This is a genomic window from Paraburkholderia dipogonis, from assembly GCF_042680985.1.
Taxonomy (GTDB): Bacteria; Pseudomonadota; Gammaproteobacteria; order Burkholderiales; family Burkholderiaceae; genus Paraburkholderia; species Paraburkholderia phytofirmans.
Genome location: NZ_JBHUFR010000037.1, coordinates 1 through 24,494, shown reverse-complemented (window position 1 = coordinate 24,494; position 24,494 = coordinate 1). Strand labels below are relative to the sequence as shown.

21 protein-coding genes are annotated in these 24,494 nt (G+C 58.0%); 8 read left to right on the top strand and 13 right to left on the bottom strand.

Annotated elements, in window-relative coordinates; genetic code table 11:
- Positions 1 to 460: 460 nt before the first annotated feature.
- Positions 461 to 1,201: a hypothetical protein gene (locus ACFSNN_RS37495; RefSeq protein ID WP_134461346.1), complete on the bottom strand. Its 741-nt coding sequence runs from the start codon at positions 1,199 to 1,201 to the stop codon at positions 461 to 463.
- 425 nt (positions 1,202 to 1,626) lie between these two features.
- Here ACFSNN_RS37495 and ACFSNN_RS37490 point away from each other — a divergent pair, with 425 nt between their 5' ends.
- Positions 1,627 to 2,655, top strand: a complete 1,029-nt coding sequence (locus ACFSNN_RS37490) for a hypothetical protein (RefSeq protein ID WP_134461340.1) — start codon at positions 1,627 to 1,629, stop codon at positions 2,653 to 2,655.
- Between the two features lie 13 nt (positions 2,656 to 2,668).
- A complete protein-coding gene (locus tag ACFSNN_RS37485; protein ID WP_134461337.1) occupies positions 2,669 to 3,283 on the top strand; it encodes a hypothetical protein in 615 nt (204 codons plus the stop codon).
- 27 nt (positions 3,284 to 3,310) lie between these two features.
- Here ACFSNN_RS37485 and ACFSNN_RS37480 read toward each other — a convergent pair whose 3' ends face one another.
- The 4 genes from ACFSNN_RS37480 to ACFSNN_RS37465 form a co-directional block, all read right to left on the bottom strand.
- Positions 3,311 to 3,883 (bottom strand): hypothetical protein, encoded by a 573-nt coding sequence (locus ACFSNN_RS37480; protein ID WP_134461334.1) that lies wholly within the window; start codon positions 3,881 to 3,883, stop codon positions 3,311 to 3,313.
- Positions 3,876 to 4,715 (bottom strand): bis-aminopropyl spermidine synthase family protein, encoded by an 840-nt coding sequence (locus tag ACFSNN_RS37475; protein ID WP_377690328.1) that lies wholly within the window; start codon positions 4,713 to 4,715, stop codon positions 3,876 to 3,878. The genes ACFSNN_RS37480 and ACFSNN_RS37475 overlap by 8 nt, the downstream gene beginning before the upstream one ends.
- A gap of 1,564 nt (positions 4,716 to 6,279) precedes the next feature.
- Entirely contained in the window at positions 6,280 to 6,456 is a 177-nt protein-coding gene (locus ACFSNN_RS37470) for a hypothetical protein (RefSeq protein ID WP_166799323.1), read from the bottom strand.
- A gap of 13 nt (positions 6,457 to 6,469) precedes the next feature.
- On the bottom strand, positions 6,470 to 8,023 hold the full coding sequence (locus tag ACFSNN_RS37465; RefSeq protein WP_134461332.1) for an anti-phage dCTP deaminase: 1,554 nt from the start codon (positions 8,021 to 8,023) through the stop codon (positions 6,470 to 6,472).
- 389 nt (positions 8,024 to 8,412) lie between these two features.
- On the opposite strand from ACFSNN_RS37465, the gene ACFSNN_RS37460 reads away from it, so the two are divergent.
- Positions 8,413 to 9,156 (top strand): type IV toxin-antitoxin system AbiEi family antitoxin domain-containing protein, encoded by a 744-nt coding sequence (locus tag ACFSNN_RS37460; RefSeq protein WP_134461329.1) that lies wholly within the window; start codon positions 8,413 to 8,415, stop codon positions 9,154 to 9,156.
- Between the two features lie 899 nt (positions 9,157 to 10,055).
- Here ACFSNN_RS37460 and ACFSNN_RS37455 read toward each other — a convergent pair.
- From ACFSNN_RS37455 to ACFSNN_RS37445, 3 genes are all read right to left on the bottom strand, one after another.
- A complete protein-coding gene (locus tag ACFSNN_RS37455; protein ID WP_134461326.1) occupies positions 10,056 to 10,574 on the bottom strand; it encodes a hypothetical protein in 519 nt (172 codons plus the stop codon).
- 209 nt (positions 10,575 to 10,783) lie between these two features.
- Positions 10,784 to 11,263, bottom strand: coding sequence for a nuclear transport factor 2 family protein (locus tag ACFSNN_RS37450; protein ID WP_134461323.1), 480 nt, complete (start codon positions 11,261 to 11,263; stop codon positions 10,784 to 10,786).
- Positions 11,264 to 11,276: 13 nt separating this feature from the next.
- Entirely contained in the window at positions 11,277 to 11,942 is a 666-nt protein-coding gene (locus ACFSNN_RS37445) for a TetR/AcrR family transcriptional regulator (protein ID WP_134461320.1), read from the bottom strand.
- A gap of 108 nt (positions 11,943 to 12,050) precedes the next feature.
- Here ACFSNN_RS37445 and ACFSNN_RS37440 point away from each other — a divergent pair, with 108 nt between their 5' ends.
- Positions 12,051 to 12,701, top strand: coding sequence for a YceI family protein (locus ACFSNN_RS37440; protein WP_134461317.1), 651 nt, complete (start codon positions 12,051 to 12,053; stop codon positions 12,699 to 12,701).
- Positions 12,702 to 12,798: 97 nt separating this feature from the next.
- Here the strand turns inward: ACFSNN_RS37440 and tdh are convergent, their stop codons facing one another.
- A complete protein-coding gene (tdh, locus tag ACFSNN_RS37435) occupies positions 12,799 to 13,830 on the bottom strand; it encodes an L-threonine 3-dehydrogenase (RefSeq protein ID WP_012428787.1) in 1,032 nt (343 codons plus the stop codon).
- 13 nt (positions 13,831 to 13,843) lie between these two features.
- Positions 13,844 to 15,043 (bottom strand): glycine C-acetyltransferase, encoded by a 1,200-nt coding sequence (locus tag ACFSNN_RS37430; RefSeq protein WP_134461314.1) that lies wholly within the window; start codon positions 15,041 to 15,043, stop codon positions 13,844 to 13,846.
- A 149-nt stretch (positions 15,044 to 15,192) separates the two neighbouring features.
- Between ACFSNN_RS37430 and ACFSNN_RS37425 the strand changes: the two genes are divergently transcribed.
- From ACFSNN_RS37425 to ACFSNN_RS37415, 3 genes are all read left to right on the top strand, one after another.
- Positions 15,193 to 15,831: a helix-turn-helix domain-containing protein gene (locus ACFSNN_RS37425; protein ID WP_134461311.1), complete on the top strand. Its 639-nt coding sequence runs from the start codon at positions 15,193 to 15,195 to the stop codon at positions 15,829 to 15,831.
- Between the two features lie 105 nt (positions 15,832 to 15,936).
- On the top strand, positions 15,937 to 16,332 hold the full coding sequence (locus ACFSNN_RS37420; RefSeq protein ID WP_134461308.1) for a DUF2471 family protein: 396 nt from the start codon (positions 15,937 to 15,939) through the stop codon (positions 16,330 to 16,332).
- A gap of 62 nt (positions 16,333 to 16,394) precedes the next feature.
- The gene (locus ACFSNN_RS37415; RefSeq protein WP_134461305.1) at positions 16,395 to 17,477 is read left to right on the top strand and encodes a tyrosine-type recombinase/integrase; all 1,083 of its coding nucleotides are present in this window, start codon (positions 16,395 to 16,397) and stop codon (positions 17,475 to 17,477) included.
- Positions 17,478 to 17,548: 71 nt separating this feature from the next.
- Here ACFSNN_RS37415 and ACFSNN_RS37410 read toward each other — a convergent pair whose 3' ends face one another.
- Positions 17,549 to 18,754 carry a DNA-binding protein gene (locus ACFSNN_RS37410; protein ID WP_134465521.1) on the bottom strand — a complete coding sequence of 402 codons (1,206 nt, stop codon included), beginning with the start codon at positions 18,752 to 18,754 and terminating at the stop codon, positions 17,549 to 17,551.
- 2,016 nt (positions 18,755 to 20,770) lie between these two features.
- Here ACFSNN_RS37410 and ACFSNN_RS37405 point away from each other — a divergent pair.
- Complete coding sequence (locus ACFSNN_RS37405; protein WP_134461302.1) at positions 20,771 to 22,120, top strand: replication initiation protein; 1,350 nt, start codon at positions 20,771 to 20,773, stop codon at positions 22,118 to 22,120.
- Between the two features lie 55 nt (positions 22,121 to 22,175).
- Here the strand turns inward: ACFSNN_RS37405 and ACFSNN_RS37400 are convergent, their stop codons facing one another.
- Together ACFSNN_RS37400 and parA are read right to left on the bottom strand one after the other, a co-directional pair.
- Positions 22,176 to 23,234, bottom strand: a complete 1,059-nt coding sequence (locus tag ACFSNN_RS37400; protein ID WP_134461299.1) for a ParB/RepB/Spo0J family partition protein — start codon at positions 23,232 to 23,234, stop codon at positions 22,176 to 22,178.
- A gap of 25 nt (positions 23,235 to 23,259) precedes the next feature.
- On the bottom strand, positions 23,260 to 23,922 hold the full coding sequence (gene parA / locus ACFSNN_RS37395; protein WP_134461296.1) for a ParA family partition ATPase: 663 nt from the start codon (positions 23,920 to 23,922) through the stop codon (positions 23,260 to 23,262).
- Between the last annotated feature and the right edge of the window lie 572 nt (positions 23,923 to 24,494).

Sequence of the window (24,494 nt, the reverse complement as noted above, 5' to 3'; positions counted from 1 at the left end):
TAGGTTCAGACCTTCAGCCACTCATTGGAAGGACGTTGTTCCTCGACCGCATACGAATGATGCATAGCAGGCTACGTTTCGACTGAGACGTAAGGCGTCTCAATTTCCGGCGCGGTCGGCATAAGGGCTTACGCGGCGTCTGCTGAACTTAGGCCGCGCTGTGGACTCTTGCTGAGGTCCGAGCGGGTTGAATAGGCGTGCACCTTGCCTCTGCAATCGTTCCCTGTCCGGCGGCTTCCGCTCCCCGCGGCGGCTGCGAGCACGCCCGATGCGTTCCTGAATGTCCCGTCATAAGCTCGTTGTGACCGCAGCGGCAATTGTTGTTTTATTGCGCTGAAATTGCTTTATAAGCTAGGGAGAGAGGCGACAACCGTCTTTCTGTTGCCAAAGGACCGACACATACTGTATAAATATACAGCATCTACAGTAGATTCTAACCAGCCGCCGCCGCGGTCAGTTGCTAGCAGAGCGTCTCAAACAGGTCGAAATTCTTCGGCGTGCGGGCACGAGGCTTCGTGGCAATGCGCCGGATTGACGTGACCACGTCGCGCCAAGTTCGCTCCGCGCCATTTTCTACCGCCCGAGCAAGCATGGCTTTCTCGGCACTCGAAAGTAGTCGAGGCGAAGAGAGACGGATGAAACACGGTTGGACCAGCTCGGCAGAAAAGCTGACTGGATAGACTTTGCCAGCAGTGGCCTGCCTGTCCCGATTGTTGCGAACGATGGCGGTGACTTGCGACGCGCCAAGTGGCTTGTTTGTCGCGAAATTGCAGATTGAGTTCGGGTCTACGGAAAGCTGGCCGGTTGTCGCCAGCGAGATAGGCGACCGACAGACTAGAGCGTAGTGCGATTCCTTGCGTCGGCCCGAGGGTAATGTTGCCCGGCTGGTAACAAGGGCATGTTCCGGCAGAGGATGTTCTTCGCCGTAAGTATCGACATAGGCAGTCCACACGACAGTCTCGTCAGGAGTGGAGTCGATTGCCTTGGCCTTGCTAATCATTGGGGAGAAAAGAACCTTGAGCGCTTCTCCGCCACGCATCGCGAGGTCTGCGTTCCCGCCCAGCGATTGCCCAATTCCCCAGAAAAACAGACCGTTCCCAAGCGAACGTTCCCACTCCTTGCGCCGAATAATCAATTGCAACTGTTCCCCAGACTCGGCACCCATCTTGGTCCAGCAAAAGCTGCGCGGCAGTTGTTCCATATTGCGATTCCCCTCTTCCGCCGGAATCATACCATGTGGCTATACAAAAATGAATAATGAATAATATAATGAATGGATGCTCAATGCGACTCCAAGTGACGTTTTCGCCCAACTGAAGCAACTTCTAAGCACAGATGTTAGAAGTGAATCGGCTATTGCACGGGCAGCCGGCGTGAGCCAGCCTTCAGTGTCTCGCTACAAGCGTGGAACGGAGCGTCATCGATGGGGAAAGTCATTCATTAAACTATGCAATTTCTATGGTCTATCCGTGCGCGCCGACCGCGGGCAAGGACTCGAGTACGAGCGGCTTCTGTGCGATGCCATAATTGATGTGTGGGACGGCAGCGATAACCAGGCCGATGCTCTTCTCGAACTGCTGCGCAATCTCAAGCAGGTCACTATCAACTCATCTACGGGAGCGCGTAATGGCTGAAAATCCTAGGATTCAACGAATCTTCGGCGCGCTGGAGTCGGCCGGCTATCCTGTCAGGTTCCAGCGGTCACTGCTGCCTGACTGGGTCACACCGGATGTCCTTGAGGACGAAGCGGTGTCGACTGAAGTCGCCGCAATCCTCGCGAAGCGCCTGAATCTGCGGACCAGCGGCCTCTTCTCCCAGAATCCGTCTGTCGAATCGCTTCACCACTTCGATACAAAGTACAAGCGCTCGGTCAGTGCGAAGTCAAAGGACCTCACGGCGGCGACTTCAATTGCCGTCAGTGTCGCGGAGATGGTCTCGTTCGCTTGTCGCATTGCCCACACGGAGTTCCCGGCGTCGGCTGCGGAACTGCGCGCCGACATCATGAAGCAGCATCCGGGCAAGTATCTCGGGTTGCGCAACTTGCTCATGGCAACGTGGAGTCGCGGCGTGCCCGTTGTGTTTCTGTCGGAACTCGGACCAGACATCGCCAAGATGGATGGGATGGTGGTGCACACGGATGCACGACCGGTCATCTTGTTATCAAAGAAGTCGTCCTACTGGGCGTGGCAGCTGTTCATCCTGGCTCATGAAGTCGCACACTGCGCGTTGGGTCATGTGGCGCCTGACGAAATCCTCATCGATGAGGAGCTGGGTGCCGCCTCATATGCGCTCACTGATGCCGACGCGGACGAGCAGGCTGCTGACCACTTCGCGCTCGAACTCTTGAACGGGCGACCGGACGCCGAGTACACGCTCGGCAACCAGACGGTAAACCCAGCAGAGCTTACGGACGTCGCATATAAAACCGGCCTTCAGACGCAGGTTGACCCGGGACATATCATCCTGAACCTTGCAAACAAGTCCGGCGATTGGGGGCTTGGTATGGCGGCATTGAAACGCTTTGAAAATGGCCGTCCACCTGCACCGGACGTCATCAACGAAGCGATGTGGATGAATCTGGACGTTGACCGACTGCCCGGGGAAAGCGTCGAGTATCTCGAGCGCGTAACGGGCAGCAAGTTCGTGACCTCTTGAGTCGGGCGAGGCTATGATTCTGCTCGACAATGACGTGCTCCTGAAGCTTGCCTCGTACGACCTCATCGATGAAGCGTTGAAAGCGCTCGATGTTCAACGCGGGCAGGTTTCCGTTCTCTCGACGGCAAAATACTCGCTACTGCCCGCGAAGAATCGACTCCAGCGTTGCAAGGACGAAGAGACGGCCAACCGCCTTGAGGCGTTCCTGAAAACTTGCCCCGTCGTCTCGCAAGATGCGATTGCACCGGAGCTCCTGGACGAACTGACGAACATCCAATCGCTGGATTCCGGTGAAGCGGTGCTCTTCGCGTTCGCCGCGAGCAACCGTGACGCGGTCGTCGTCACGGGAGACAAAAGGGCCATCAGCGCATTGATGAACGCGCGTGTGGCCGAAGACCTGCAAGGTCGAGTTATGGCGCTGGAATCACTTTTCGAAGTGATGACCGCGGAAGAGGTCGAACCTGTGCAGGCGAAAGTGCGCGCAAAGCCAGCTGTGGACAAGACTCTGTCGAACGTCTTCGGTAAGTCTTATGCTGCGTCGGCCGGGAGCGTGCGAGAAGGTCTCGCTTCCTATATCAACCACATGAAAGGCCAAACGGGCGGTCTCCTTTGGAGGCCGCCCGATTAGGTAGCGCCCGGTTGTCGGCCCCTACGCTCAATTCCTAACGAATACCGCGTAAGGGGCCTTGACGCGAGCAACTAAACCGATTTGCTTTACGATGCGCTCTTCCGGCGCAATTGGAATCTCGCGCGGGACATAGTTGAAGCACCCCTTGTCGACCTGAAAACGCATGTAGTCGGTGGCTTTCCGACCACGATTCGGTCCAATACCGACTTCGAGCTCGCCGAGGTCCACTTCGAACTCGTCGATGCGCAGTTCGTCCAGCACAAGAGCGAATCGCGACCCACGAACCTCGATGCCCTTAGGCACCGGCTTCCAATCAACGCCATCGTCCGAATACTCTTTCGCGACCTCAGGCGGAGCGGCGTGCTTTGAGTTCATCTTATTCATGACGATGAGCAGCTGGCCACCGGCGGCTTCCACCTGCTTGCCGAACGGCTGAACCATCGACACCGGATGGCACGTGGAGCCACCGTAGCCCCAGAAGATGGCGCCAGCCTCGTCGTATTCTTTCTGTTTTCGAGCGATGATGTCTTCGATGGTCTCTTGCGCGTGAAGACCGACCTTCATGAAAATCAGGCCGCCCGCCCCCAAAACCTTATTCATGCTTTGCCTCCGGAACCAGTTCAAGCTGGTACAGATGGTCCGGAGCGTTGCCCCGGTTCAACGTGGAGACGTCACGCACGTACTGATACCTGAGCGGTGACAGCTTTCCGTAGAAGTTAGCGCGACGCTCGCTTGACAGCCGCTCGGACGACTTTGCCATCAAACCAGGCTCGATGCGGCGAAAAAGCAGCGAACATGAGCGGAGGTCGGGCGCATCGTCAAGGTGATACATGTGCAACTGCGGCATCAGCTCACTGACAACATAGCCCAGTTCGAGCGCTCGAACCTGCGTGTCTCGCAGCACTAGCTGAGTCCACTCAAGGTCAGGGTCATCGCCAATGACGACGATGCCAAGACTCTTCGCGTTAGTCGCCTCGCTTCCACGCTCAAGAAAAGCAGTCACGCTCTGGCCGCCATTGCTGGCCCCCCACGGCGGATTGATGTGGAAGCCATCGTACTTTCCGAAATGCTCAGGCGGCAAGGGGTCGGCGACGTTGTACAGGAAGGCGTTCACCTCGACTGCGGGCGCGAGCTTTTCGCCGAAACGCTGAACCGAATTTACGATACGTTCATCGAAGTCGAGCAGCGTGATGGACTTCGGTCCATATGGGATGACCTTGGCAGCTTTCAAATGCGCGGCGGACAGTGCAATTCCGTCGCCATCCCCTACAAACACCACATCCTTGTTGTCGAAGACCCGCGCGACGTATTCCGCCTGGATGACCATATCCGCGACTTTCATATATATCTGGTCAAACTCGCGAAGCGGCGCCGGACGATTCATCACGACGTCAGAAATCGCATTGATTGCGTTCCGCAAATCGAAGGCCATCGGTCTCTGCTCCCAGTATGGTTCTTCACGCGCTGTGTGTGGTTCATCCTGCCTCGACAAGGAGGCATGCCAGTCATCCCGTAAAAGGAATCATACGATGGAATGTTAGCCATTTAAGCAGCCAGAGAACAGAAAAAGTGAAGCTTGGCGGCCCGCGATATCGCGAGTCAGCCGCGACCTGCTAATTGAGCGACGAACTTGGCGCTGCTTCGGAAGCCCGTCCGATGGCCTGCGGTTCCACATAAACGACGACTTTCTAAACAAGCTCCTAGGATGAGCTTATTCACGACGCATTTTCGGCGAGAACGGAGCAATGCGAATTGGCGGCTAACTCGTGGGCTGCCGCTTCGAATTCTGCTGGAAAACGCGAGACGAACGTCGAACCGGGTCGTGAAAGAGTTTCCTCTGAACGACGAGATGCGCGACCGGTTGCGTCGAGCGATGATGAGACGGGTCGCACAGAAGCAATCGGCGACGAAACTGTCGGGGAACGACGACGAGGCCGTCTCAAGAGCCCGGCCTGTGCGCGGAAAAGGGCGAACGCCTGCAACGTGCGCTCGACCGGATTGCCTGCGCGCAGAGCGTGTTGAAAACAGTCTGCACAGAGGTGCTAGGGGCAGACCACAGCGGCGCAGCAGCCGAGTTGCGGGTGCGGGAAGCGGTGGGACTGCTGGCAAGGGAGTGGCCGGAAGGTTATCCGGCCGAGGCGGTGGAGTGGTTGATAGCAGGAGGGGTTTAACCCGACGAGGTTAAGCGGGGTCAAGACGAAGCCCGTACCTCAAAGACCATCTGTGATTCGTGGGGAGGGCTTTCACGCCTCCTCGAGACGCTGCGGAGCCCCCCTCCCTAAAAGTGTCCCTCAGCCGCCCTGCGCTCAAAAAATTCAAGGAACACGGGGGGTAAAAAGACGAGCCGCTCGATGGTTACGTGCATTACCGAATAAATGCGTCCCTAGCCATATCTGACAAGGCTTTGACCGTTTCGGTACTCCTCGTCAGGGAGGCTTCCATGACGAGGTCGAGGGACACTTTCATTTTTGCCGGGCAACGCGCGACCGATCTTCGCCCTCCAACCCCACCATCACCGACTTCGCCAGATTCCGCCGATTCTCCCTTCGTTCAGTCAGCCTCCCCCTTCCGCCTAAGGCAGCGAGGCACCATGACTGACTTTGTTCTCTCAGATCAGCGGCGCGTTTTCCGGCGGCCGAGGTTGGGCAAAGAATCCCGGTAGTCAGATAAGGATAGTCATCTGACCACCTGCGTCTGATTTCACATTTTGCTGGGGGTGCCCAGTTGGGAAAATCCGGCAACCAAACCATCGAGGGGAAAGGAGCGCCCGTCTGCGCTCGTCGTGGAAGGTAGGTGCCAGGCAGAGATGAGGCAAGACGCCGATCGTTTGTCGACCTGTGATGTCTGCAGCCGCGCAGGCACCGGCTCGTGAGCGATGTTGGCTTATCCCTTTCATTCGAAAGGACAGCCTCGCGCAAATCTGACGCGGCTGTCGCCAGATTTGCGCGAGGCAGAAACTACTGACCTGCTGTCACAGGCACCTTGGGGCGGAACAACTACCCCCGGGACTTGGCCTGCGAGATTTGCGCAGACCTGTGTTCCGCGGTTTTACTGTCCGGAAAGGAAGCAGCGGCCACGCCTGCCGCATCTTTCATCCATGTCGGCCACTGGGCCACGTCTTTTTTCGAAGCCTCGAATTGCGCCAGAAATCTGGACAGCTGGTCATTATTCATACAATCACCTCATTCAGTTGACCGACGCGGTACTATTTATAATAATATCTTCAGCAACAATATATGTCAAAACAAATCTTTTTAGTTTTGGTTGTTTTGCGATTTCATCACCACTCAGAATTTCACCTTTCGCATTCTTCCGGTGTGTGGTCATTGTAAATAGATCCATGTAGCGACGCGGCGCCACACCTACAAATGCACGAAAAGAAGCTTTATTGCGCGGCAATTCACCGGGTTCAATGGAAATTGAATCATCATAGAGCTCGCCAGTTCGACTTTTGTCGTACGGCTCAACAAACACAACTTCCGACAAGCCACTTGAAATTATATGCCGCGCGCAGATATGGCACGGAAAAGTCGTACAGAATAACCGATGGCCTGACAATGAAATACCATTCTTGGCCGCTTGGGTTATTGCGGCCATTTCGGCGTGCACTGCGCGGCCAAATTCAATTACATCAAATAATTTTGAGCTTTTCAGGTATTTGCCATTTCCAGTAAGACTATCGTCGGTCAGCTCTGCGTCACTTTTCTTCTTGGCTGCGCCAGAAAGCCAATTCGCTTCGCGGAGTTTAGCGAACATCTCCTCAACAATTTCCCGTTTGATCGTCACGTTCGAGTCGTGGCCGAGCTCGAAGTCTCGCGCGCAGTGCTCGTCTTCTTCCCAGTAGAGTCCACCGCCAAACTTGGGCACTTCGTTGCACCCCGTCGATAGCAGATCGCCATCCTGCGTAATCACCGCAGCTCCGACCTGCCTCGACAAATCCAGCGAACGTAAAGCAGCAGCCTGCGCGAAGAACATACCTTGCTCATCGCGTGTGGGCGAAATATATGGATCTCCAAATATAAGCCGTACAAGTCGGCGGATATTTTCTTCGATCTCAGCGGCTGACCCACTGGTAACGAAATAATCAGCGAGCGGAAACGTTTCGCCTACGCTCTGGCCGTAGTCCTTGCCGTCTTCCTCTGCATAGTCGCGATTGATCAACTCAACGGCATATTCGCCTGCCTTTTTCCGCGTCCGCGATGATTTCAGGAACTTGCGCTCCATGTGCCTGATTCGGGCGACTCGAGGGGAATAGACGGAGATAAGCGTGAACGCCTTACCATACACATCGCGATAAAGGTCAATTTCCTCCGGTCGCTTGAACGAACGAATAATGTATGCAACGCGGGATGCGGGTTTTTTGCGGTCACCTGACTTTTCTTCTCGCACCGCACGGATTCGTGCGACTCCAAGCCGAGCTACAATATCCGCCTGTGCTGTACGTTCACGGAGCTTGGTACCAAGGGCCATCAATTCCTTGATACGATCATATTCCGAAGCTGGCTTAAAATCCTTCCTGATATAGCCCGGAATCAACTCGCTCAAGGAAATAATCACTGGATCATAGCCGACGGCGGTCAATTGTGATTTGAGCGCATTACAGACGGCGGTTAGATCGACACCGGTCGGCCCGACCAGCCCGAATACCAGTTCAATGTCTTTGGGAGAAGACGTGTGTACGGCGCGTTCTGCATCGCTCACATTATCACGCCGCTCCCGCTGCCTCGCCTTTCTTGTCATCCCGTGCTCGTTCTGTTCGTTAATCGTTCTGTTCGTTAATACCCGGAACCTCTTTGACTTCTAGTTGAGCATTGCGGCAAAGGCAATGTTTTCTTGATAGGTAGATTCCCCAGAGGGGGTAATTTCAGTGCTATTTGCATGCAATAGGCATCAGCGGCCACTGCAAGCGTGATGCAGACGATTAGTCTCAAGGGAAGGTAAATCAGCAGACATCACCTCGTCCCACTGGGGACGCTGGCAGCAGCGTACATGTTCCTCGGAAGCGGACCGTCGCGTAAACGGCGAACCAGCGCGGGTGAGGATATTGGGGCACGTTTCACGTACTTTTCTTACATAAACTGTGATAAATTGGGACCGTAGAGATTAGAAGCCACGCAAAAGGCTGATACTTGGCTAATACAACCGTACAACGCCTACTCGAGAAGGCACCTCGCGGCCAACCTCTGGACCCGGAAATGTTACGGACGCTGGGGATTGAGGCATCACAGACCAGTTACCTGGTTCGTGCCGGCTGGCTCAAGCGCCTCTCGAAGGGGGCGTATCTACTCGTTGGAGACCAATTATCGACGGACGGCGTTATTGCCTATCTGAGCCGACGCGTGCCCGGCCTTCACGTCGGGGGAAAGACCGCGCTTGATTGGCAAGGGATCAGACACAACATAGCGTTCCGCCCCAGAATCGCTCTATGGGCTTTCCAGTCTTATAGGTTTCCGGACTGGGTTGGCGAACACATGCCCTTCAGCTTTCAGACCACCCAACTGTTTCGGAACGATGCGCCGATAGCAGCTTGGCTACGTCCATTACCCAACAAGAACAACGAAATTCTCGTTTCAATCCCGGAACTTGCCCTTCTAGAACTCGCAAGCTCCATCGGCAAGGCGGGTGATAAAGGACAGACGCTGGAAGAGGCAACGCATCTCGCTGAACTGATGCGTAATCTTCGCGTTGACGTTTTAACCTCAATTCTCGGGTACTGCATTCGAGTGAAAGTTCTCAAACTTGTGCGAGATTTGGGACGAACTAGCGGACATGCTTGGGGCAACAATCTTCAGGCGTACGTAGAGGCGCGTAGTCCTGGAAAGCGATGGTCAAGAAGCGGAAAGGATGGCCGCCGACTTACGCTAAAACCCTAGGATCGGCGGCTCACTCAATCGGTCAACGTCTGCGGCGACGTCGCATGGGACGCATTTCCTCACGCCAATTCGCACGTACCGCACATTTCGCTGCAGCCGCCGGAGGCAAGGTGAGCCTTTTCGGGAGATACGAATTTATCCATCGTCTTAGCTCCTGGAAATCCTCACCTCTGCCTTGTGCCGATACACAGCTAGGGTGAGTTGTTTCGGCCCCCGGCGTTTCACCGCAGGCAGCTATGATCAAAATTCCCTGGAAATCCTCACCATTGGACAGGTGCGGAACCGGCGTGGTGACTTCTGATCTCCTGGAATGGCTCACCTTTGCACGCGATCTCCTGGAACTCCTCACCTTGAGTGCCGTTTTAGGCGGTTAAGGTGCCGCTCAGCTCCTGGAATGGCTCACCTCTCGGCGAAACTGAACCGCCTCCTGGAAATTCTCACCTTCCTGGAAATCCTCCCCTGGAGATCCTCCCTTGGAAGTCCTCACCATCCTGGAACAGCTCACCCATCCGCGAAGATTTTGAGAAGGCGAACAGATGCCAGTTCAGCGGCTCACCGAAGTGAGTTTTGGACATATCTCCTGTTGACTCAGCCGAAATGGAGACGAATGTGTAGTCGGGTTGAGCTGCCCCAACGTCAGGTACGAATCACCTCGGGAGCCTTATGCGATAAGCAAGGTCGCAACTTTTGGTTTTGCACAACGAATTAAACCTCGCCGCCGCAAGCAAAAAATTCGCCGATTTGTCGCGGTTGGACCGCTGACACCCAATCGCACACATCTGCGCCCCGTAGGACAGAGCGAGAATATTTTCGTAATGTGAGATGGAAGGTCGCAACTCTATTGTCCGATTTAGGTGATTTCCCAAAAGTCGCATCTTTTTTGTGCTGCGATAGTTCGGTTAGAACTTCACCTTCAACTGAAAGCCAATGGTGAACGGAAGATCATCCGATGGAATTGGCGGAATCACGATAAAGTTCGCGCCCACACGCTTGTACTCGACCATCACGATCGGCGCGACCACCGGACCGATCGTGTGGTCGCGGCCCAAACCCCAGTTGCCGTAGTTATAGCCCGAGATAATCCCGCCGATGGCCGCGATCCGCACAATGCCCCAGTGCGCGAATTCCGGCGCCCACACGCCGCCACCGTAATAGGAAGGCCGGCGCAACGAGTTGCGAAAGCCGCCGGCGGTCAACGCCCATTGGTTATTGAGCCAGCATTCGACGCCGAGGCCCGGGTTGAACTGCTCGAAATGCGTGTTCGGGTCAGGGTTGATGTGATACGAACCCAGCATGGCGTCGACCCATACGCCGCCTTCGCACCAGTTGCCGGCATGTGCTGCGGACGCAGCGGCGAAGCTGGCAACGAGCGCCAGTGCGGTCCGTCGGATGTTCTTGTTGATCTGCCGAAAATGCATGTCCTCTCCGCCACCGGTCGAGCGCCGGCGTCATCTATGTTCTGGGTATGCTTGCCGCCCGTCGCGCACTGTACCTCAAGCCGCACACGCGATGTTGAGGACACGCTCTGGCGCGCGGGCACAAGACGTGCCCAGCAGCGCAGACACAACAGTAACGGAGAACCGATGGCAGAGCGGTGAACGCGCATCGCGCGTTCACCAGCGGAGTGTCAAAGACCGAGATCGGACAGACTTGGATGGTCGTCGGGACGGCGGCCGAGCGGCCAGTGATAAAGACGGTCGGCTTCGCGGATCGGCATATCGTTGATGCTTGCGTGACGGCGCGCCATCAGTCCGTGCTCGTCGAACTCCCAATTCTCGTTGCCATACGAGCGGAACCAGTTGTTCGAATCGTCGTGCCATTCATAGGCAAAACGCACGGCGATGCGGTTATCGGTGAACGCCCACAGTTCCTTGATCAAACGGTAATCGAGTTCTCTCGCCCATTTACGGCGCAACAAGCCGACAATCTCCGCGCGACCATTCGTGAATTCGGCGCGATTGCGCCATACGCTGTCCACGGTGTAGGCGAGCGACACGCGCTCGGGGTCGCGGGTATTCCAGCCGTCTTCGGCGGCACGCACTTTCTGGATCGCGGTTTCGCGTGTAAAGGGCGGCAGCGGCGGGCGGCTTTCGATTGTGTCGGCCATGATGGTTCCTCAGTCAGGTTGCGGTTCGCCGGGATGGCGGTCGTTTGCTTGGCGGTATGCCTGGCTCGCCCGCACACTGCGCGTCGAGCAGGACTTGGGCTGCAGCTTGCGCGTCTAGAGCGGCATCGGGCTCACCGCTCACCAGCGCCACCGCAATGGCGCCGTCGAGCAGGATCAGCCATTGACGCGACAGGCGCGCCGCGCGGTGGGAGTCAAGTTCCGACTCCGCCGCGAAGGCATCGCATTCGGTTCGCACGAACGCCAGCAGGCGTTCCTTGTGATGGCGCGCGACGATCCGGATCGGGTCGTCCGCGGAGGCAATCTCTCCGGATGCATTCAGAAACGCGCAACCGTGAAAATCCTCCGATGCAAACCATTCGCGCAGCACTTCGAACATGCCGAGCAGGCGTTTCTTCGCCGTCTTGCCATGCCGTTGCGTGCCCGCGATAAACCAGTTCATCCAACGCTCATCGCGCCGGTCGAGCGCGGCCGCAACGAGCGCATCTTTCGATTCGAAATACGTGTAAAAGCTTTTGCGCGCCGTGCCGGACTGCTTGACGATCGCGTCCACGCCCGTTGCGTGAATGCCGCCGGCGTAGATCAGCGCCTCAGTCGCGTCTAGCAGCCGCTCGCGCGCGCTGCCGGGTGTGACCGATTCAGTTTGAGTTTCGGTAGCCATGAACGAAGGGTAGAACGATCATTCTCCCTCGTCAAGTCTTTTGCGTTTTTGCAGCTGGAGGGAGCGACCTGCTATCTTGTGCACGATCGGTCAACGGGAACGAACTTCATGAGCACACTGACTCTCCGCGCCACGATCGCGCGCGCCTTGTTCAGCGCAGCGCTACTGACGGCGATGGCCTGCACGCCTGTGCAAGTGCTTACGCATACGGTCAGCCAGAACGAGACGCGCGTGCCGCCTGGCCGCTACGAAATCGATCCGGATCACTGCAGCATTACCTTCGACATCGATCACTTCAAGTATTCACGCTTCACGGCGCGCTTCGACCGCAAGAAGGGAGAGCTCGACTGGAACGAAGGCGGGCTGGACAAGAGCACGGCGTCGGTGACGATCGACGCCGCGAGCATCGATACGAATGTGCCGTTGCTGGACAAGATGGTGAAAAGCGGCAACATGCTCGACGTGGAGCGCTATCCGGAGATTCGCTTCGTCAGCACGCGTTTTGAGCGCACCGGTGAGTCGCGCGGCACGTTGACTGGCGATCTGACCATTCGCGGCGTCACGCAGCCGGTCGCGCTCGACGTCACCTTCAACGGTTTTGCCCCCGATCCGCTCACGAAGAAAGACACGCTCGGCTTTTCCGCCGAGGGCCAGTTCAGTCGCGCGAAGTTTGGTTTGGCGACGTGGTATCCGGCCGTCGGTGATGATATTCATGTGCGCATTCAGGCCGAGTTTGTTAAAACGCCCGCAGGCGGGTGAGCGCGGTGCGGGCGTTTGGAACCAGGCGTTTGCGCTGTGCGCGCGCTGCTACGATTGCGCGCTTCAGGCACGTTCTGCACGTTCGGTAGGTGCTAACTCACGCGGCCGTCCAGTCGAGAATGACCTTGCCGCTCTCGCCGGAGAGCATCGTGGCGAACGCTTCCTGATAATCGTCGACCTTGAAATGGTGCGTGAGGATCGGCGAGAGATCCAGACCGCTTTGCAGCATCGCAACCATCTTGTACCAGGTCTCGAACATCTCGCGCCCATAAATGCCCTTGATTTCGAGGCCTTTAAAGATCACCTGGGTCCAGTCGATCGCTGTCTGCGCGGGCGGAATGCCGAGCAGCGCAATCTTGCCGCCGTGGTTCATCGCTTCGAGCATGCTGGTGAAGGCGCTCGGCACGCCTGACATTTCCAGCCCGACGTCGAAACCTTCGGTCATGTGCAGGTCCGCCATCACATCGCGCAACGATTCGCGCGAGACATTGACTGCGCGTGTCGCGCCCATTTTGCGCGCGAGTTCGAGGCGATAGTCGTTGACATCGGTGATCACGACATTGCGCGCGCCGACATGTTTCGCGATCGCCACCGCCATGATGCCGATAGGTCCAGCGCCGGTAATCAACACGTCCTCGCCGACCAGATTGAACGACAGCGCAGTGTGCGTGGCGTTGCCGAACGGATCGAAAATTGCAGCGAGGTCGTCGGAGATCTCGGGGGGAATCTTGAAGGCGTTGAAGGCCGGAATCACCAGATACTCGGCAAACGCGCCTTCGCGATTCACGCCGACGCCCACCGTATTGCGGCACAAATGCCGGCGGCCCGCGCGGCAATTGCGGCAGAAACCGCAGGTGATATGTCCTTCGCCGGACACGCGATCGCCGATCGCAAAGCCGCGCACTTCCTGGCCCATTTCGACGATTTCGCCCACGTATTCGTGACCGACGTGCATCGGCACAGGAATCGTTTTCTGCGCCCAGTCGTCCCACTTCCAGATGTGAATGTCGGTGCCGCAAATCGCGGTGCGCGTGATGCGGATCATCACGTCGTTGTGGCCGACTTCAGGTTTCTTGACGTCCGTGAGCGTGAGCCCGGGAGCGCGTTCGAGTTTTGCCAATGCTTTCATGTGCGCCTCCGTGTTAAATAACGCCGAGTTCGCGGCCGACGCGCGCAAATGCATCCACCGCGCGGTCGATCTGTTCGGGCGTATGCGCGGCGCTCATCTGCGTGCGAATGCGCGCGCGGCCTTTTGGCACCACCGGGAACGAGAAGCCGATCACGTACACGCCTTCTTTCAACAGGGCGTCGGCCATTTTCGAGGCGAGTTGCGCGTCGCCGAGCATGACCGGAATGATCGGATGTTCGCCGGGCACGAGCGTGAAGCCGAGCGCGCTCATCTTGCTGCGGAAGTGCGCGCCGTTTTCGCGCACACGTGCGCGCAGTTGCGCGCCTTCATCGCTTGCCAGCAGTTCAAGCACTTTCAGCGATGCGGCGGCAATGCTCGGCGTCAGCGTGTTCGAGAACAGATAGGGACGCGAGCGTTGACGCAACAACTCAACGATCTCCTTGCGCGCGGCCACATAGCCGCCCGATGCACCGCCCAATGCTTTACCCAGCGTGCCCGTAATGATGTCGACGCGCGACAGCACGCCACAATGTTCCGGCGTGCCGCGCCCATGTTCGCCGACAAAACCCACCGCGTGCGAATCGTCGACCATCACGAGCGCGCCGTAGCGGTCCGCCAGATCGCAGATGCCGGCAAGATTGGCGATGATGCCGTCCATCGAGAACACGCCGTCAGTCGCGATCAGTGTAAAGCGCGCGCCGGCGGCCTTCGCTTCGGCCAGTTTCGCTTCGAGGTCGGCAAGGTCGTTGTTCTTGTAGCGAAAGCGCTTCGCCTTCGAAAGCCGCACGCCGTCGATGATGCTCGCGTGGTTCAGTTCGTCACTGATGATCGCGTCGTTTTCGTCGAGCAAAGTTTCGAACAGGCCGCCGTTTGCATCGAAGCAGCTGGAGTAGAGGATGCAATCGTCGGTTTGCAGGAACGCGGCGAGCGCGTGCTCAAGATCTTTATGCACGGTTTGCGTGCCGCAGATGAAACGCACGGACGCCATGCCGAAGCCGTCGTTGTCGAGCCCTTGCTTGGCGGCGTCGATCAGCCGCGCGTCGTCGGCGAGGCCGAGGTAATTGTTCGCGCAGAAGTTCAGCACGTCCGTGCCGTTAGCCAGACGGATGCCAGCCGATTGCGGGCTGGCGATCACGCGCTCGCTCTTGTAAAAGCCGTCAGCGCGAATCTGCTCGAGTGTGCCCCGCAGATGGGCGAGATAAAGGTCACGCATGAACCAGACTCCTGAGATGGGTGATGGCGCCTGTGTCAGCGTGCTCGGCATGTGCGACCACGAGGCGGCCTGTTATAGTCGGCTGTCAGTTTTATCGGATATTTTCGTTTTTCCGAACTAAAATCCGGTATGTCGAACAACTCTAAACGATGGGTCAGGAAATGGCAAGTTCGGGTATTCGCCGCACCGCAGCGAACGCGGCGCCCACTTCAGGTGCGACGTCGGTGCCGACAGTCGCAGCGCCGCCGCGCGTCGGCGAACAGATTCAGCGCTTGCGCGCCGAACGGCGCATGACGCTCGACGATCTGTCGCGCGCGGCCGGCGTGTCGAAATCGATGCTCTCGGAGATCGAACGCGACAAGGCCAATCCGACCATCGCGGTCGCCTGGCGTCTGACCAACGCGCTCGGCGTCAGCCTGGATTCGCTGTTCGCGCCGCAAAAGACGCCGGAAGCGATCGCCGTCTCCGGTCCGCACGAGATTCCCACGTTGAGTGGGCACGACGCCAAGTATCAGTTGCGCGTGTGGGGGCCGATCGAGCTGGCCGGCAAATTCGAATGGTACGAGTTGACGCTGCAGCCGGGCGGGGCGCTGGTGTCGAACGCGCACGAACCCGGTACGCGCGAGCATCTGACCGTGCTGCAAGGGTCGATCGAAATCGAGGCGGCCGGCACGACGAAACGGCTGAAGGCAGCGGACACCGCGCGCTATGTCGCCGACGAACCGCACGCGGTCCGCAACGCCGGAAAGGGCGAGGCGAAGGCGCTGCTAGTGGTGATTCACGGCTGATTTCTCGGCGCACCGTGGCTAGCAGTTGGCGGAATCGACACTCCGGCCGAGGTTGCATCCGACACTGTATATTTGCACAGTACAGGCTATCGACTGGAGCCGATCATGAACAACCTGACAACCGACTCGACCGACCATGCTCTGGCCGCGCTGCGTTATCAAACCGCGGCGCGCGATCTCGAACGCATTGTGCGCAATATTGCTGGTCGCTACATCGTTCAGCAGGTTCCGCTCACCTGGCGTTTGCTGCATGCCATCGAAGCCGAAGCGCTGGCCGATCTCGGCTTTGCCAGCCGGCACGACGCGGTGATGCTGGGCCTTTTTCAACGGCCCTCCGACCTGCCGTATCCGGAGACGGACGAGGCTGTGGACTTCGGCACGTCCACGGCACTGCCGGCAGTGTTCGCGTTCGCGGTCAGTGCCTATGAAGAGGCGGCACGTCGCGCTGCGCAACCGTCGGAGAACGCGCCTCTCAAACGTGCACGCGCTTGGGGTGACTGACTAAGGGCTGCATTTCCATCGGTTGCCGCCTACAATGTGTGCAACTAACAGAAAGATAGCTTATGTCGCCTCCCCATCTGACCGACCCGGTCCCTCGTCCTGCCCCATCCACGGATCTATTCGACCAGCAACGTGAAGACTGGCGTCGCGACCCGCAAATTGCTTTCGACGCCTGGCTTGCCAAGCAGAATTTCCGCCGTTCCTCCGCGGAAGTCTACCAGGCGCAATGGGGGCTTTTTCTCGAATGGCTGAGCGCGCGCCAGAAAAGTCTCGTCACGGTCGATGCTCACGCGATTGCCGAGTTCGTCGCTGGTCTCGACGTGAAAAAGACCCAAAGGCTACGGTATTTACGGCTGATCGAGCGGGTGCTCGATCATGTGCGCGAAATCGAATCCGCTTCGACCAATCCGGCGCGCTTCATTGCTCAGGATGGCGAAGCAGCGTGGCGGAACGCACGCGATAACGAGCCGACCGGCTTTCTCAACCACTCCGAACGAACGGCGCTGATCGCGCATCTGTTTTCGCCGTTGCCGGATTTGTCTGCGGCGCTACGTTGGAGGGAGCGGCGCGACCGCGCTTTGATCGCTGTGTTTCTAGGTGGCGGGTTGAAGACGGGCGAGGCCGCGGCGCTTACGGTTAGTTGCGTGCATGCCGGAATGCCGTGGGTGACGATCGAGTCAGCTAACCCGATGCTTACACGGCGCACCCGGCTCGCGCCGTTCGCCGCAGCCATTCTCGACGCGTGGCTCGCGGAACGCCGGTTATCGGAACTGGCGGGGAACCTGGTGTTTCCCGCGTCGCCTTCCGGAAGGCCCATGCATAAAGCGACCATGCTCCGCGCAGTCGACGCGTTGATTGACGGAGCCGGAATCGCGGAGTCGCGGGCGTCGCGCGCCAGTCCGCAAACCTTGCGGAATACGTTCGCGGCGGATCTGTTCGAAAGTGGAGTCGAGGCGGAACTGGTCGGACAATGGCTGGGATTTGTGCAGGCGGTGTCGGCGAACCGTCTGTATCGAGCGTGGCAAAACTGGATGGATCAGCAGGATTCTCCCGCCACCGACGTTCCAGATCCGGCAGTTCCGCCTTTAGCCGCACCTAGGCGCGACGGGCGTTTAACGAGGAAAAGGGGAGCCGTCGACTCCTGATATTCCTCACCTCTCGGGTCCCGAATTTCCTCACCTTTGCCGATTTGTCCGCTATTGCCCCGCAGCAAATGTCACGCCGACGCCTCAATCGGGTCGCTCGACAGAAACCGGCTAACCGCCTCCAGTCTTGATTCGCCGAGGCCCGACGAGTGATCGCATTCCGGACATTGCAGTTCGAAGCGGTGATCCACTTGCGACAGTTCAGGCTCACCTTCCTCACATTTTGGGCACCGCAGAGGAAGGGCGACGTGACCATCCGCCGCCGTGCCAATCGTTTTTAATTCGTCACCCGTCAAGCGGCCAGCTTCGACTAGCGAGCATAGAAGATTCGCAATCGCCGGATCGATTCCTTGCTGACCGCGCAGAACGGCGACTTCTTTCGTGAGCGCGTCTACTTCATCCGATTGCTCGCGCAATTGGGCGTCGAGCCGGTCGCCGCGCGCCTTGGCCGCGGCGATTTGCTGAATAAACTCAAATTCCTTGCGGCTCGCGTCGCGCACCCCGGACTGATAAGTGGCCGCCATGCTGCGCAAAGAATCGAGTTCGACCAGCATCGGCTTGACGCGCCGCTCGGCTTCGGCGACAGCGTCCTTGATCTGTTGCGCATAGTGTTCGGTGCTTTGGCGCAATTCGACGTGCAATGCATCGATCCGGTCCCGCAGCGTCGCGTTGTTCGCGAATTCGTTGTCGAGCCGTTGACGAAGCGCTTCGTTTTCGTGCTCGAGCCGGCGCACCGTTGCCTGTAAACCTTCCTGGTGAGCATTCCCGTGTGTGGCCGCGCTCGACAGTTCGCTTTCCAGTGCGCGAACGCGTTCCCAAGCCGCCTCCGCTCGCAATTCGCTGCGCTTGATCGCGTCTTCCGACTCCTGACGGCGAATTTCCGCTTCTCGAGCGCGCTGGTCAGCGGCGGTGATTTGCGCGCGAATTTCCTGGCGCTCGTCGTCGAGCGTGGTGCGCGCATGTGAAACGGCTTCTTCAAAAAGAGCGGCCAGCAATTCGCCGGCTCGGTCTTCAAGTGCTTTCGGGATAGCGCCCGCGCCGACTTTCACACGCGAGACATTCCGGATGCGCTCCCAGAAGTGGTCGATGTCCTTTGGAATGTCGCTCGCGCTGCCGGTCTGGGTCAGATCGCGAACCGCAGCCATGGACGGGCGAATTCCCAGATCAAAAAACAGCCGTTTGCATGCGTGCAGCGAAAGTTCTTGTCGCCGGGCCCCGTTAGCTCGCAGCGCTTCGAGCTCGTTTCGAATGGCTTGCCGTTCCTGATCTAGATTCATGTATACCTCGATGTCGCTCGAATTGGATGAATCATAACAATTTACGTACTGTTTGCTACGTATTTGTTTGTCTAGGGTACGGAATGTCGAAACACGCTGTGTTGCTACTGAACGTGGGGCGGCGGATTCGTGCCAGCTGCCTTTTTCCGTGAAACAAAACGAAGAGTAGCCAATAAGGTCTTGTAAAGAAAGAGTTTTTGGAGCCTTCCCGATGGTCGCGCACTGTTTCACGAACGCGTCATGTTGCCAGCTTGGGTTGAAGACTTTGTCCGAAGGACGCGCGGGGGCAATTCTAGAGAGTAATAAAAGTAAACACCTTTGAACCCATGTTAAAAACGTTAACGCCACGGCAAAGCCTTATCTGGCGGGAGTTTCAGGCTGGGAAGGTGAAGCTTTGCGGGAGACGTGGTGAGGTCTTGCGGGAATGTCGAGTGATGAGGTTCGGGGGCCTCGGTGAGCGGGTCCGGGACAGAACGTGAGCGGGTTCAGGAACCACCCCAAAAGTGCGGCTTGCCCAAAGGTGAGATTTTGCAGGACCTGGATGCCGTGGATCGCCCGGCAGCGCTCGAAAGTCAGCTGTAGGCCGGATTAGGGCGAAGGTGAGCGCTTTCGGGACGCATCCGTCAGCCCATTTTTGTCTTTATTTAGGGCTCGTTAACCCCTTTGGTGAGCCAAGTCAGGAGAAAACGCGAGCCGAAGGTGAGGCTTTACGGGGCAGAGGTGGCGTTTTTGCCTTATTTCTGTGCATTTCGATGCCTAAGGTGAGAGTTTTCGGGAGCGGGCGGGGGGCTCAGCCGGAAAGTCGTGCTCGACGCAGATGATCTGGTCGATCGTCGGCGGTCAAAGGTGAGGAAATTCGGGAGGTTGGGTTTTGCCGTCTGCCGTCCTTGAAATGGGCCTGCAGGGGGTCAACGGTGAGGTCTTTCGGGAGACGTCTGGCAGCTTGACGATCATTAAGGTGAGGAAATACAGGACCAAAATGGCTCCGAGCGGCTGGAAAAGCCCTGCTGACGCCGCCGAATCCGTTCGCGCTTCAGCGGCACAAAAGTCGAACGGTGAGATTTTTCAGGACCGCGGCGACTGCGATCAGAAATGCCCCGATTTGGCTGAAATGGGCATTGAGGTGAGACTTTTCGGGAGAGCTTGCAGTTGGAGTCGCATGAATTAATATGTAAATCTTTGAAATCATTGGATATTTTACCGTACCCTTCTAAAGGTGAGGTTTTTCGGGGGTTGATAATTGAAGTGATTGCAAACTCTCAGATGCCTCAGGGTGAGGTTTTTCGGGACCGATTTTAGGTGCTTTTGGAGCACAACACGGCTGAAGGCGGCGTCGTTTCGAGCGCTCCGCTACCGTTAAGGTGAGGTTTTTCGGGGGCCGTGACATGGGGAGCCGAGTCCGTCGGCTCAAGACGTCTTCGTCGGCACCATCCGTCGCCGTAGCACAAGTGGTAGTTGCATCGATGCACGAGCTCGTGCGTTGTCGGTCTGGGCCGGACACAGGGTTGGCAAGCTTTCGACGTCTGAACAGAGAACGCTCGTGGAGCTGCATCGCGGTTTCACGCGGGGTCTTGTGGGGCGCGCACATTAACGCAGGCCGGCGCTTGTAGCTGTGCTCAGCGGGCTCTTCGCATGGCCTCTCACGATTGCATCGGCGCGCGGCTGTCCTCCTGCCAAATAATGCTCAAAACTTGTTCGTCGATTCGATCGGCCATATGAGCGCCTAGTCTGCAGTCGCAAACCGTCAAAATTCACCAGTTTTTTTGAGGTGAGGAGATTCGGGATTGGATGACCTGCCTTCGCGCTCGCAGCAAAAATGCTCCGAATTTGCCAAGCCCGCGACCTGCAAGGACGGCCCGAACCTGGGGCGAAACGGCTGAGGTGAGGGTTTTCGGGAGTTGTTCGAGGTGAGTTGCGCCTCGTAAACTCGCTTCACCCGCAACGGTGAGATCCACGCTATAGACGCGTATCACCGCAGCCGGTATGCTCTCGCCAAATCCCTCCTCGACCAGACGCATGGCCACGAAGCGCGCGAAGAAGACCGACGTAGTCAGCCCGAGCTCGGCCGAATTGCGCAAAGCCGTCGAGGCGATCGCAATTCAGCCCAAAAGCGGCAAGATCACGCTCCTTACCCGTAAGCTGTTCAACGTGCTCCTCGCCGTCGCTCAGCAAGCGGATGAATCTGGCGACACGTATCGGGCCTTGCTGTCCGACATCGTCGCGAACTCCGCGTTTGATTCCAACGACACCGCGCTCGTCAAGGAGCACTTGCGGCGCATGGTGTCGGTGCAGGTTGAATGGAGCACCGGCACGTCAAGCCAGAAGCCGGGCCGGAAATGGGGTATTTCCACGCTGATTGCTGACGCGGAAATTCTCGAAGACCCGACCACTCGCCGTGTCTGGGTGGAATTCTCATTTGCGCCGAAGATCAAGAAGAAGCTGCTCGATCCGGTCCAGTACGCCCGCCTGAGTCTCCAGTTCCAGAGCCAGTTGCGCAGTAGCGCTGGTCTCGCGCTGTACGAGATTTGTGTGCGCTATCTGACCAACCCGAGCCATCTGACGATGCGCGAGACGTGGGAATGGTGGCGCCCTATTCTCTCCGGCACGCCGGACACAGAGGCGGGCGACGAAGCGAAGCGCGAATATAAATACTTCAAGCGTGATTACTTGCGCCCGGCCATCGCCGAGGTCAACGCCGTCACCAACATCTTTGTCGAACTGATCGAACATCGCGAGGGGCGACGGGTCGCCGAGATCCAGTTCCGGGTGACTGAACGCAAACAGCCGATGCTCGCGCTCGACGAACATCCGAACGTGTTCGACAGCACGCTGGTCGACCGGATGGTGAAGATCGGCATCCCGCTGAAAGAAGCGCAAACGCTTTACGCCGACAGCGAAGAAAATCGCATTCGCGCCGCACTCCAGATGACCGAGCAGCGCATGCGCAGCACGTCGCTGCCGCCGGTGCGCAGCGCGCCGGCGCTGTTCAAGGACGCGTTGAAGAAAGGTTACGCGCCACCGGTCGAAGCGCTGCCGTCAGGTAGTGGCGGCAAGGCTGCGGTTGCCGCGCCGGCCGACGACCTCAAGGCGCGCCTGCTTGGCGAGTACTCGGCGTTTCGCCGCAAGGAAGCGCGTGAGTTGTACGACGAACAAGGTGAGTCCGAGCGGGATATCGCGCGGCAGTCGTTTGAGGAAGATGAATTGCCGGGACTCGGCACCCACATGCGCGACGACTGGCGTCGTCGTGGGCTGGATTCGAAGATCGTCGAAACGGCATTCTTCGATTGGCTGGCTCGCAAGACTTGGGGTGAGCCTACCGACGGTGATTTGCTTGCCTTCACGCTGAGCCAATCGCGCGCGGCGTAACTACTGATGGGGCGCGGCTATCGGCTGCCGCCCCCGCCCCATCGCTCTACGGTTCCTACTTCAACATCTTTTCAATCTGGCGAAGAATGTCGTCGCGCTTTTCACGCGTGAGCCCCTTTAATCGCAGTTCGATTCGGTCATCCCCATACGATTTGAGATCGCCGACGGACACTCCGTCGAGTTTGATTTCCAGACGCTGAGCGTAGCGTTGTCGGCCCGCAGGTTTGGTGCTTTCCTGAGCGGTCGCTCTTCCTTTGACGATGTCGGCGACTTGCCGCGTACTCAGATCGTCCGAGAGGATCTTGTTGATCAGGCGTAGCGTTGCGTCGGCGCCGCGGGCAGTGTGATAACGACCCACCTGATACGCCATGTTCGAGCCGAAGCGGTCCGGTCGCGCGACCATTTCGTGCATAACGACTTCAGGCAATTTTGCGATCGACAAGGCGACCGCAACGGTCGACTCGTCGAGCCCGAGGTGTTCGGCAAGTTCCTTCTGACTCTGGAAATGCCGGTCGTCGAGAAAGCGTTTCCATACGACCGCGTTGTCGAACACCGTCTGCGAATCGCGCTGGACGTTGAGGTCGTAGCCGAGCTTATAGCTCTGGATACCAATCGGCAGATCAATGACGATCGCCTTTACCGTTTCCTTGTTCGCCTCTTTCAGCGCCCGCACCCGCCGCCCGCCATCGCTGACGTAGTAGGTACCGGGATTGTCGTAATCCGGGATCACGTGAATTGCCTGCTGCTGCCCCTGCTTGGCCAGATTGACAGCGAGCTCGGCAATCGACGTCTTCAGATAGAAATGTCGCGGATTGAACGGGCTTGGCTTGATCGTCTTGAGCGCCAGCTCGATGACCTGGCCTGGACGGTAGCCGTGCTCGTTCCGCCACGTGCGATAGGCCGCCGATTCATTGGCTGCGTCAGCGGCGTCGACTTCGGCAACGCTCTGCGACGGCATGACGGGCGCGATGGTCCGTCTCACCGCGTCGCCGCTCTTCTGATCATTCTTGACCAGGCCGTCGATAGCGTTCAGTCGATCGAGCGCGGTTCGCTTTTCGCTGCTGGTTGAGTCAGGACGTGCTTGAAAGCCTTTGGCGAATTGGGAGGGTTTCATTCAGGGTCCTTTATGCGCATAAATTTCACGGGAGCAAGGCGGCGATCTCATTCGCGCACGCCCGTACTTCGATGGCGGCCAGTTTGGCGCCGCGATCATTCATCTGAAGCACTGTTTGTCCTAACGCCATGGCCTGCTTGTAGGCCTCGCGTGTTGGGATTTGTGTCTTGAGCAGCGGGAACCCGAGCTCTTCCAACGCGCGCTTCAGTTCGCGCGTCAGCATCCGTTTTTCTTCGGTCTTATTGAGCAAGAAGACCGCACGCAGATCTTCGTTCATCACCTGAGCCTGCTGGACGAGCTTCACCAATCCGATGCTCGACCAATAGTCGGCGGGGGATGACGATGTCGGGATCACCGCGACGCTTGCGGCGAGAAGGACGACGCCGGAGACTTTCTCGGTGATAGAGGGCGGGCAGTCGACGACGATGATGTCGTAGTCGGACACGAACTTCTTGATCTCACGATGGATCTGACTGCCTGCTTCGGAGAGGTTGACGACGGGAAATGGGATACCCGTGTCGCCGTCTGATGATGCGCAGGCCCAGTGGATTAGCGTGTTTTGACCGTCTGCGTCCACGACGAGGACGCGTTTGCCTTTCTCATGAAACGCAGCGCCGAGGTGCATCGCGATTGTGCTCTTCCCGACCCCGCCCTTTTGCTGAGTTACCGCGATGATTTCTGCTGCCAATCTTCACCTCCTCTTTTTAGACGCAGATGGATTTTACCTGGATGAATTTGTATTTCAATCGGTTTTGTGTAAACAAAAGACGGATTAGCCGTTCGGATAGGTTTATGCGCATAAAGGTTGTGGACTGCTGCTGGATGCTGCCGTGGTTAGGAATGGCAGCGGGGGCGATGTCTTAGCTGACCCGTTTGGCCAGTTACGTGCGGGGCCAGTGGCTCAGAGTGGTAGTGGATTGAAACTGCTTCCGGCGCGTGGAGGCACAGCGAGGTTTGGTCAGTGCGGCTTCAATTCGAGAGGGATTTGCCGTGTCCGGATAGCTGCATCTATCAACGCAGACGTCTTTGGCTACGTGACGTACATTGGCAGTGGGCGCGCGAATAGGTCGATGAAACAGGCCGTGAGATTTATGCGCATAAAGTCGTCGCAGCAGGGCTGGCGGTGATGGCGCTGCCGGAGCGAGGCGGCTAGTACCTTAGTGCATCGAAGCCGAGAGCCGGGAGCCGGGAGCCGGGAGCCGGGAGCCGGGAGCCGGGAGCCGGGAGCCGGGAGCCGGGAGCCGAGCCGAGCCGAGCCGA

What these genes read in the sequence shown, in the direction of transcription:
- ACFSNN_RS37495 (WP_134461346.1), bottom strand. Translation starts at nt 1,201, where the DNA reads ATGGAACAACTGCCGCGCAGCTTTTGCTGGACCAAGATGGGTGCCGAG.
- ACFSNN_RS37490 (WP_134461340.1), top strand. Translation starts at nt 1,627, where the DNA reads ATGGCTGAAAATCCTAGGATTCAACGAATCTTCGGCGCGCTGGAGTCG.
- ACFSNN_RS37485 (WP_134461337.1), top strand. Translation starts at nt 2,669, where the DNA reads ATGATTCTGCTCGACAATGACGTGCTCCTGAAGCTTGCCTCGTACGAC.
- ACFSNN_RS37480 (WP_134461334.1), bottom strand. Translation starts at nt 3,883, where the DNA reads ATGAATAAGGTTTTGGGGGCGGGCGGCCTGATTTTCATGAAGGTCGGT.
- ACFSNN_RS37475 (WP_377690328.1), bottom strand. Translation starts at nt 4,715, where the DNA reads ATGGCCTTCGATTTGCGGAACGCAATCAATGCGATTTCTGACGTCGTG.
- ACFSNN_RS37470 (WP_166799323.1), bottom strand. Translation starts at nt 6,456, where the DNA reads ATGAATAATGACCAGCTGTCCAGATTTCTGGCGCAATTCGAGGCTTCG.
- ACFSNN_RS37465 (WP_134461332.1), bottom strand. Translation starts at nt 8,023, where the DNA reads ATGACAAGAAAGGCGAGGCAGCGGGAGCGGCGTGATAATGTGAGCGAT.
- ACFSNN_RS37455 (WP_134461326.1), bottom strand. Translation starts at nt 10,574, where the DNA reads ATGCATTTTCGGCAGATCAACAAGAACATCCGACGGACCGCACTGGCG.
- ACFSNN_RS37450 (WP_134461323.1), bottom strand. Translation starts at nt 11,263, where the DNA reads ATGGCCGACACAATCGAAAGCCGCCCGCCGCTGCCGCCCTTTACACGC.
- ACFSNN_RS37445 (WP_134461320.1), bottom strand. Translation starts at nt 11,942, where the DNA reads ATGGCTACCGAAACTCAAACTGAATCGGTCACACCCGGCAGCGCGCGC.
- ACFSNN_RS37440 (WP_134461317.1), top strand. Translation starts at nt 12,051, where the DNA reads ATGAGCACACTGACTCTCCGCGCCACGATCGCGCGCGCCTTGTTCAGC.
- tdh (WP_012428787.1), bottom strand. Translation starts at nt 13,830, where the DNA reads ATGAAAGCATTGGCAAAACTCGAACGCGCTCCCGGGCTCACGCTCACG.
- ACFSNN_RS37430 (WP_134461314.1), bottom strand. Translation starts at nt 15,043, where the DNA reads ATGCGTGACCTTTATCTCGCCCATCTGCGGGGCACACTCGAGCAGATT.
- ACFSNN_RS37425 (WP_134461311.1), top strand. Translation starts at nt 15,193, where the DNA reads ATGGGTCAGGAAATGGCAAGTTCGGGTATTCGCCGCACCGCAGCGAAC.
- ACFSNN_RS37420 (WP_134461308.1), top strand. Translation starts at nt 15,937, where the DNA reads ATGAACAACCTGACAACCGACTCGACCGACCATGCTCTGGCCGCGCTG.
- ACFSNN_RS37415 (WP_134461305.1), top strand. Translation starts at nt 16,395, where the DNA reads ATGTCGCCTCCCCATCTGACCGACCCGGTCCCTCGTCCTGCCCCATCC.
- ACFSNN_RS37410 (WP_134465521.1), bottom strand. Translation starts at nt 18,754, where the DNA reads ATGAATCTAGATCAGGAACGGCAAGCCATTCGAAACGAGCTCGAAGCG.
- ACFSNN_RS37405 (WP_134461302.1), top strand. Translation starts at nt 20,771, where the DNA reads ATGGCCACGAAGCGCGCGAAGAAGACCGACGTAGTCAGCCCGAGCTCG.
- ACFSNN_RS37400 (WP_134461299.1), bottom strand. Translation starts at nt 23,234, where the DNA reads ATGAAACCCTCCCAATTCGCCAAAGGCTTTCAAGCACGTCCTGACTCA.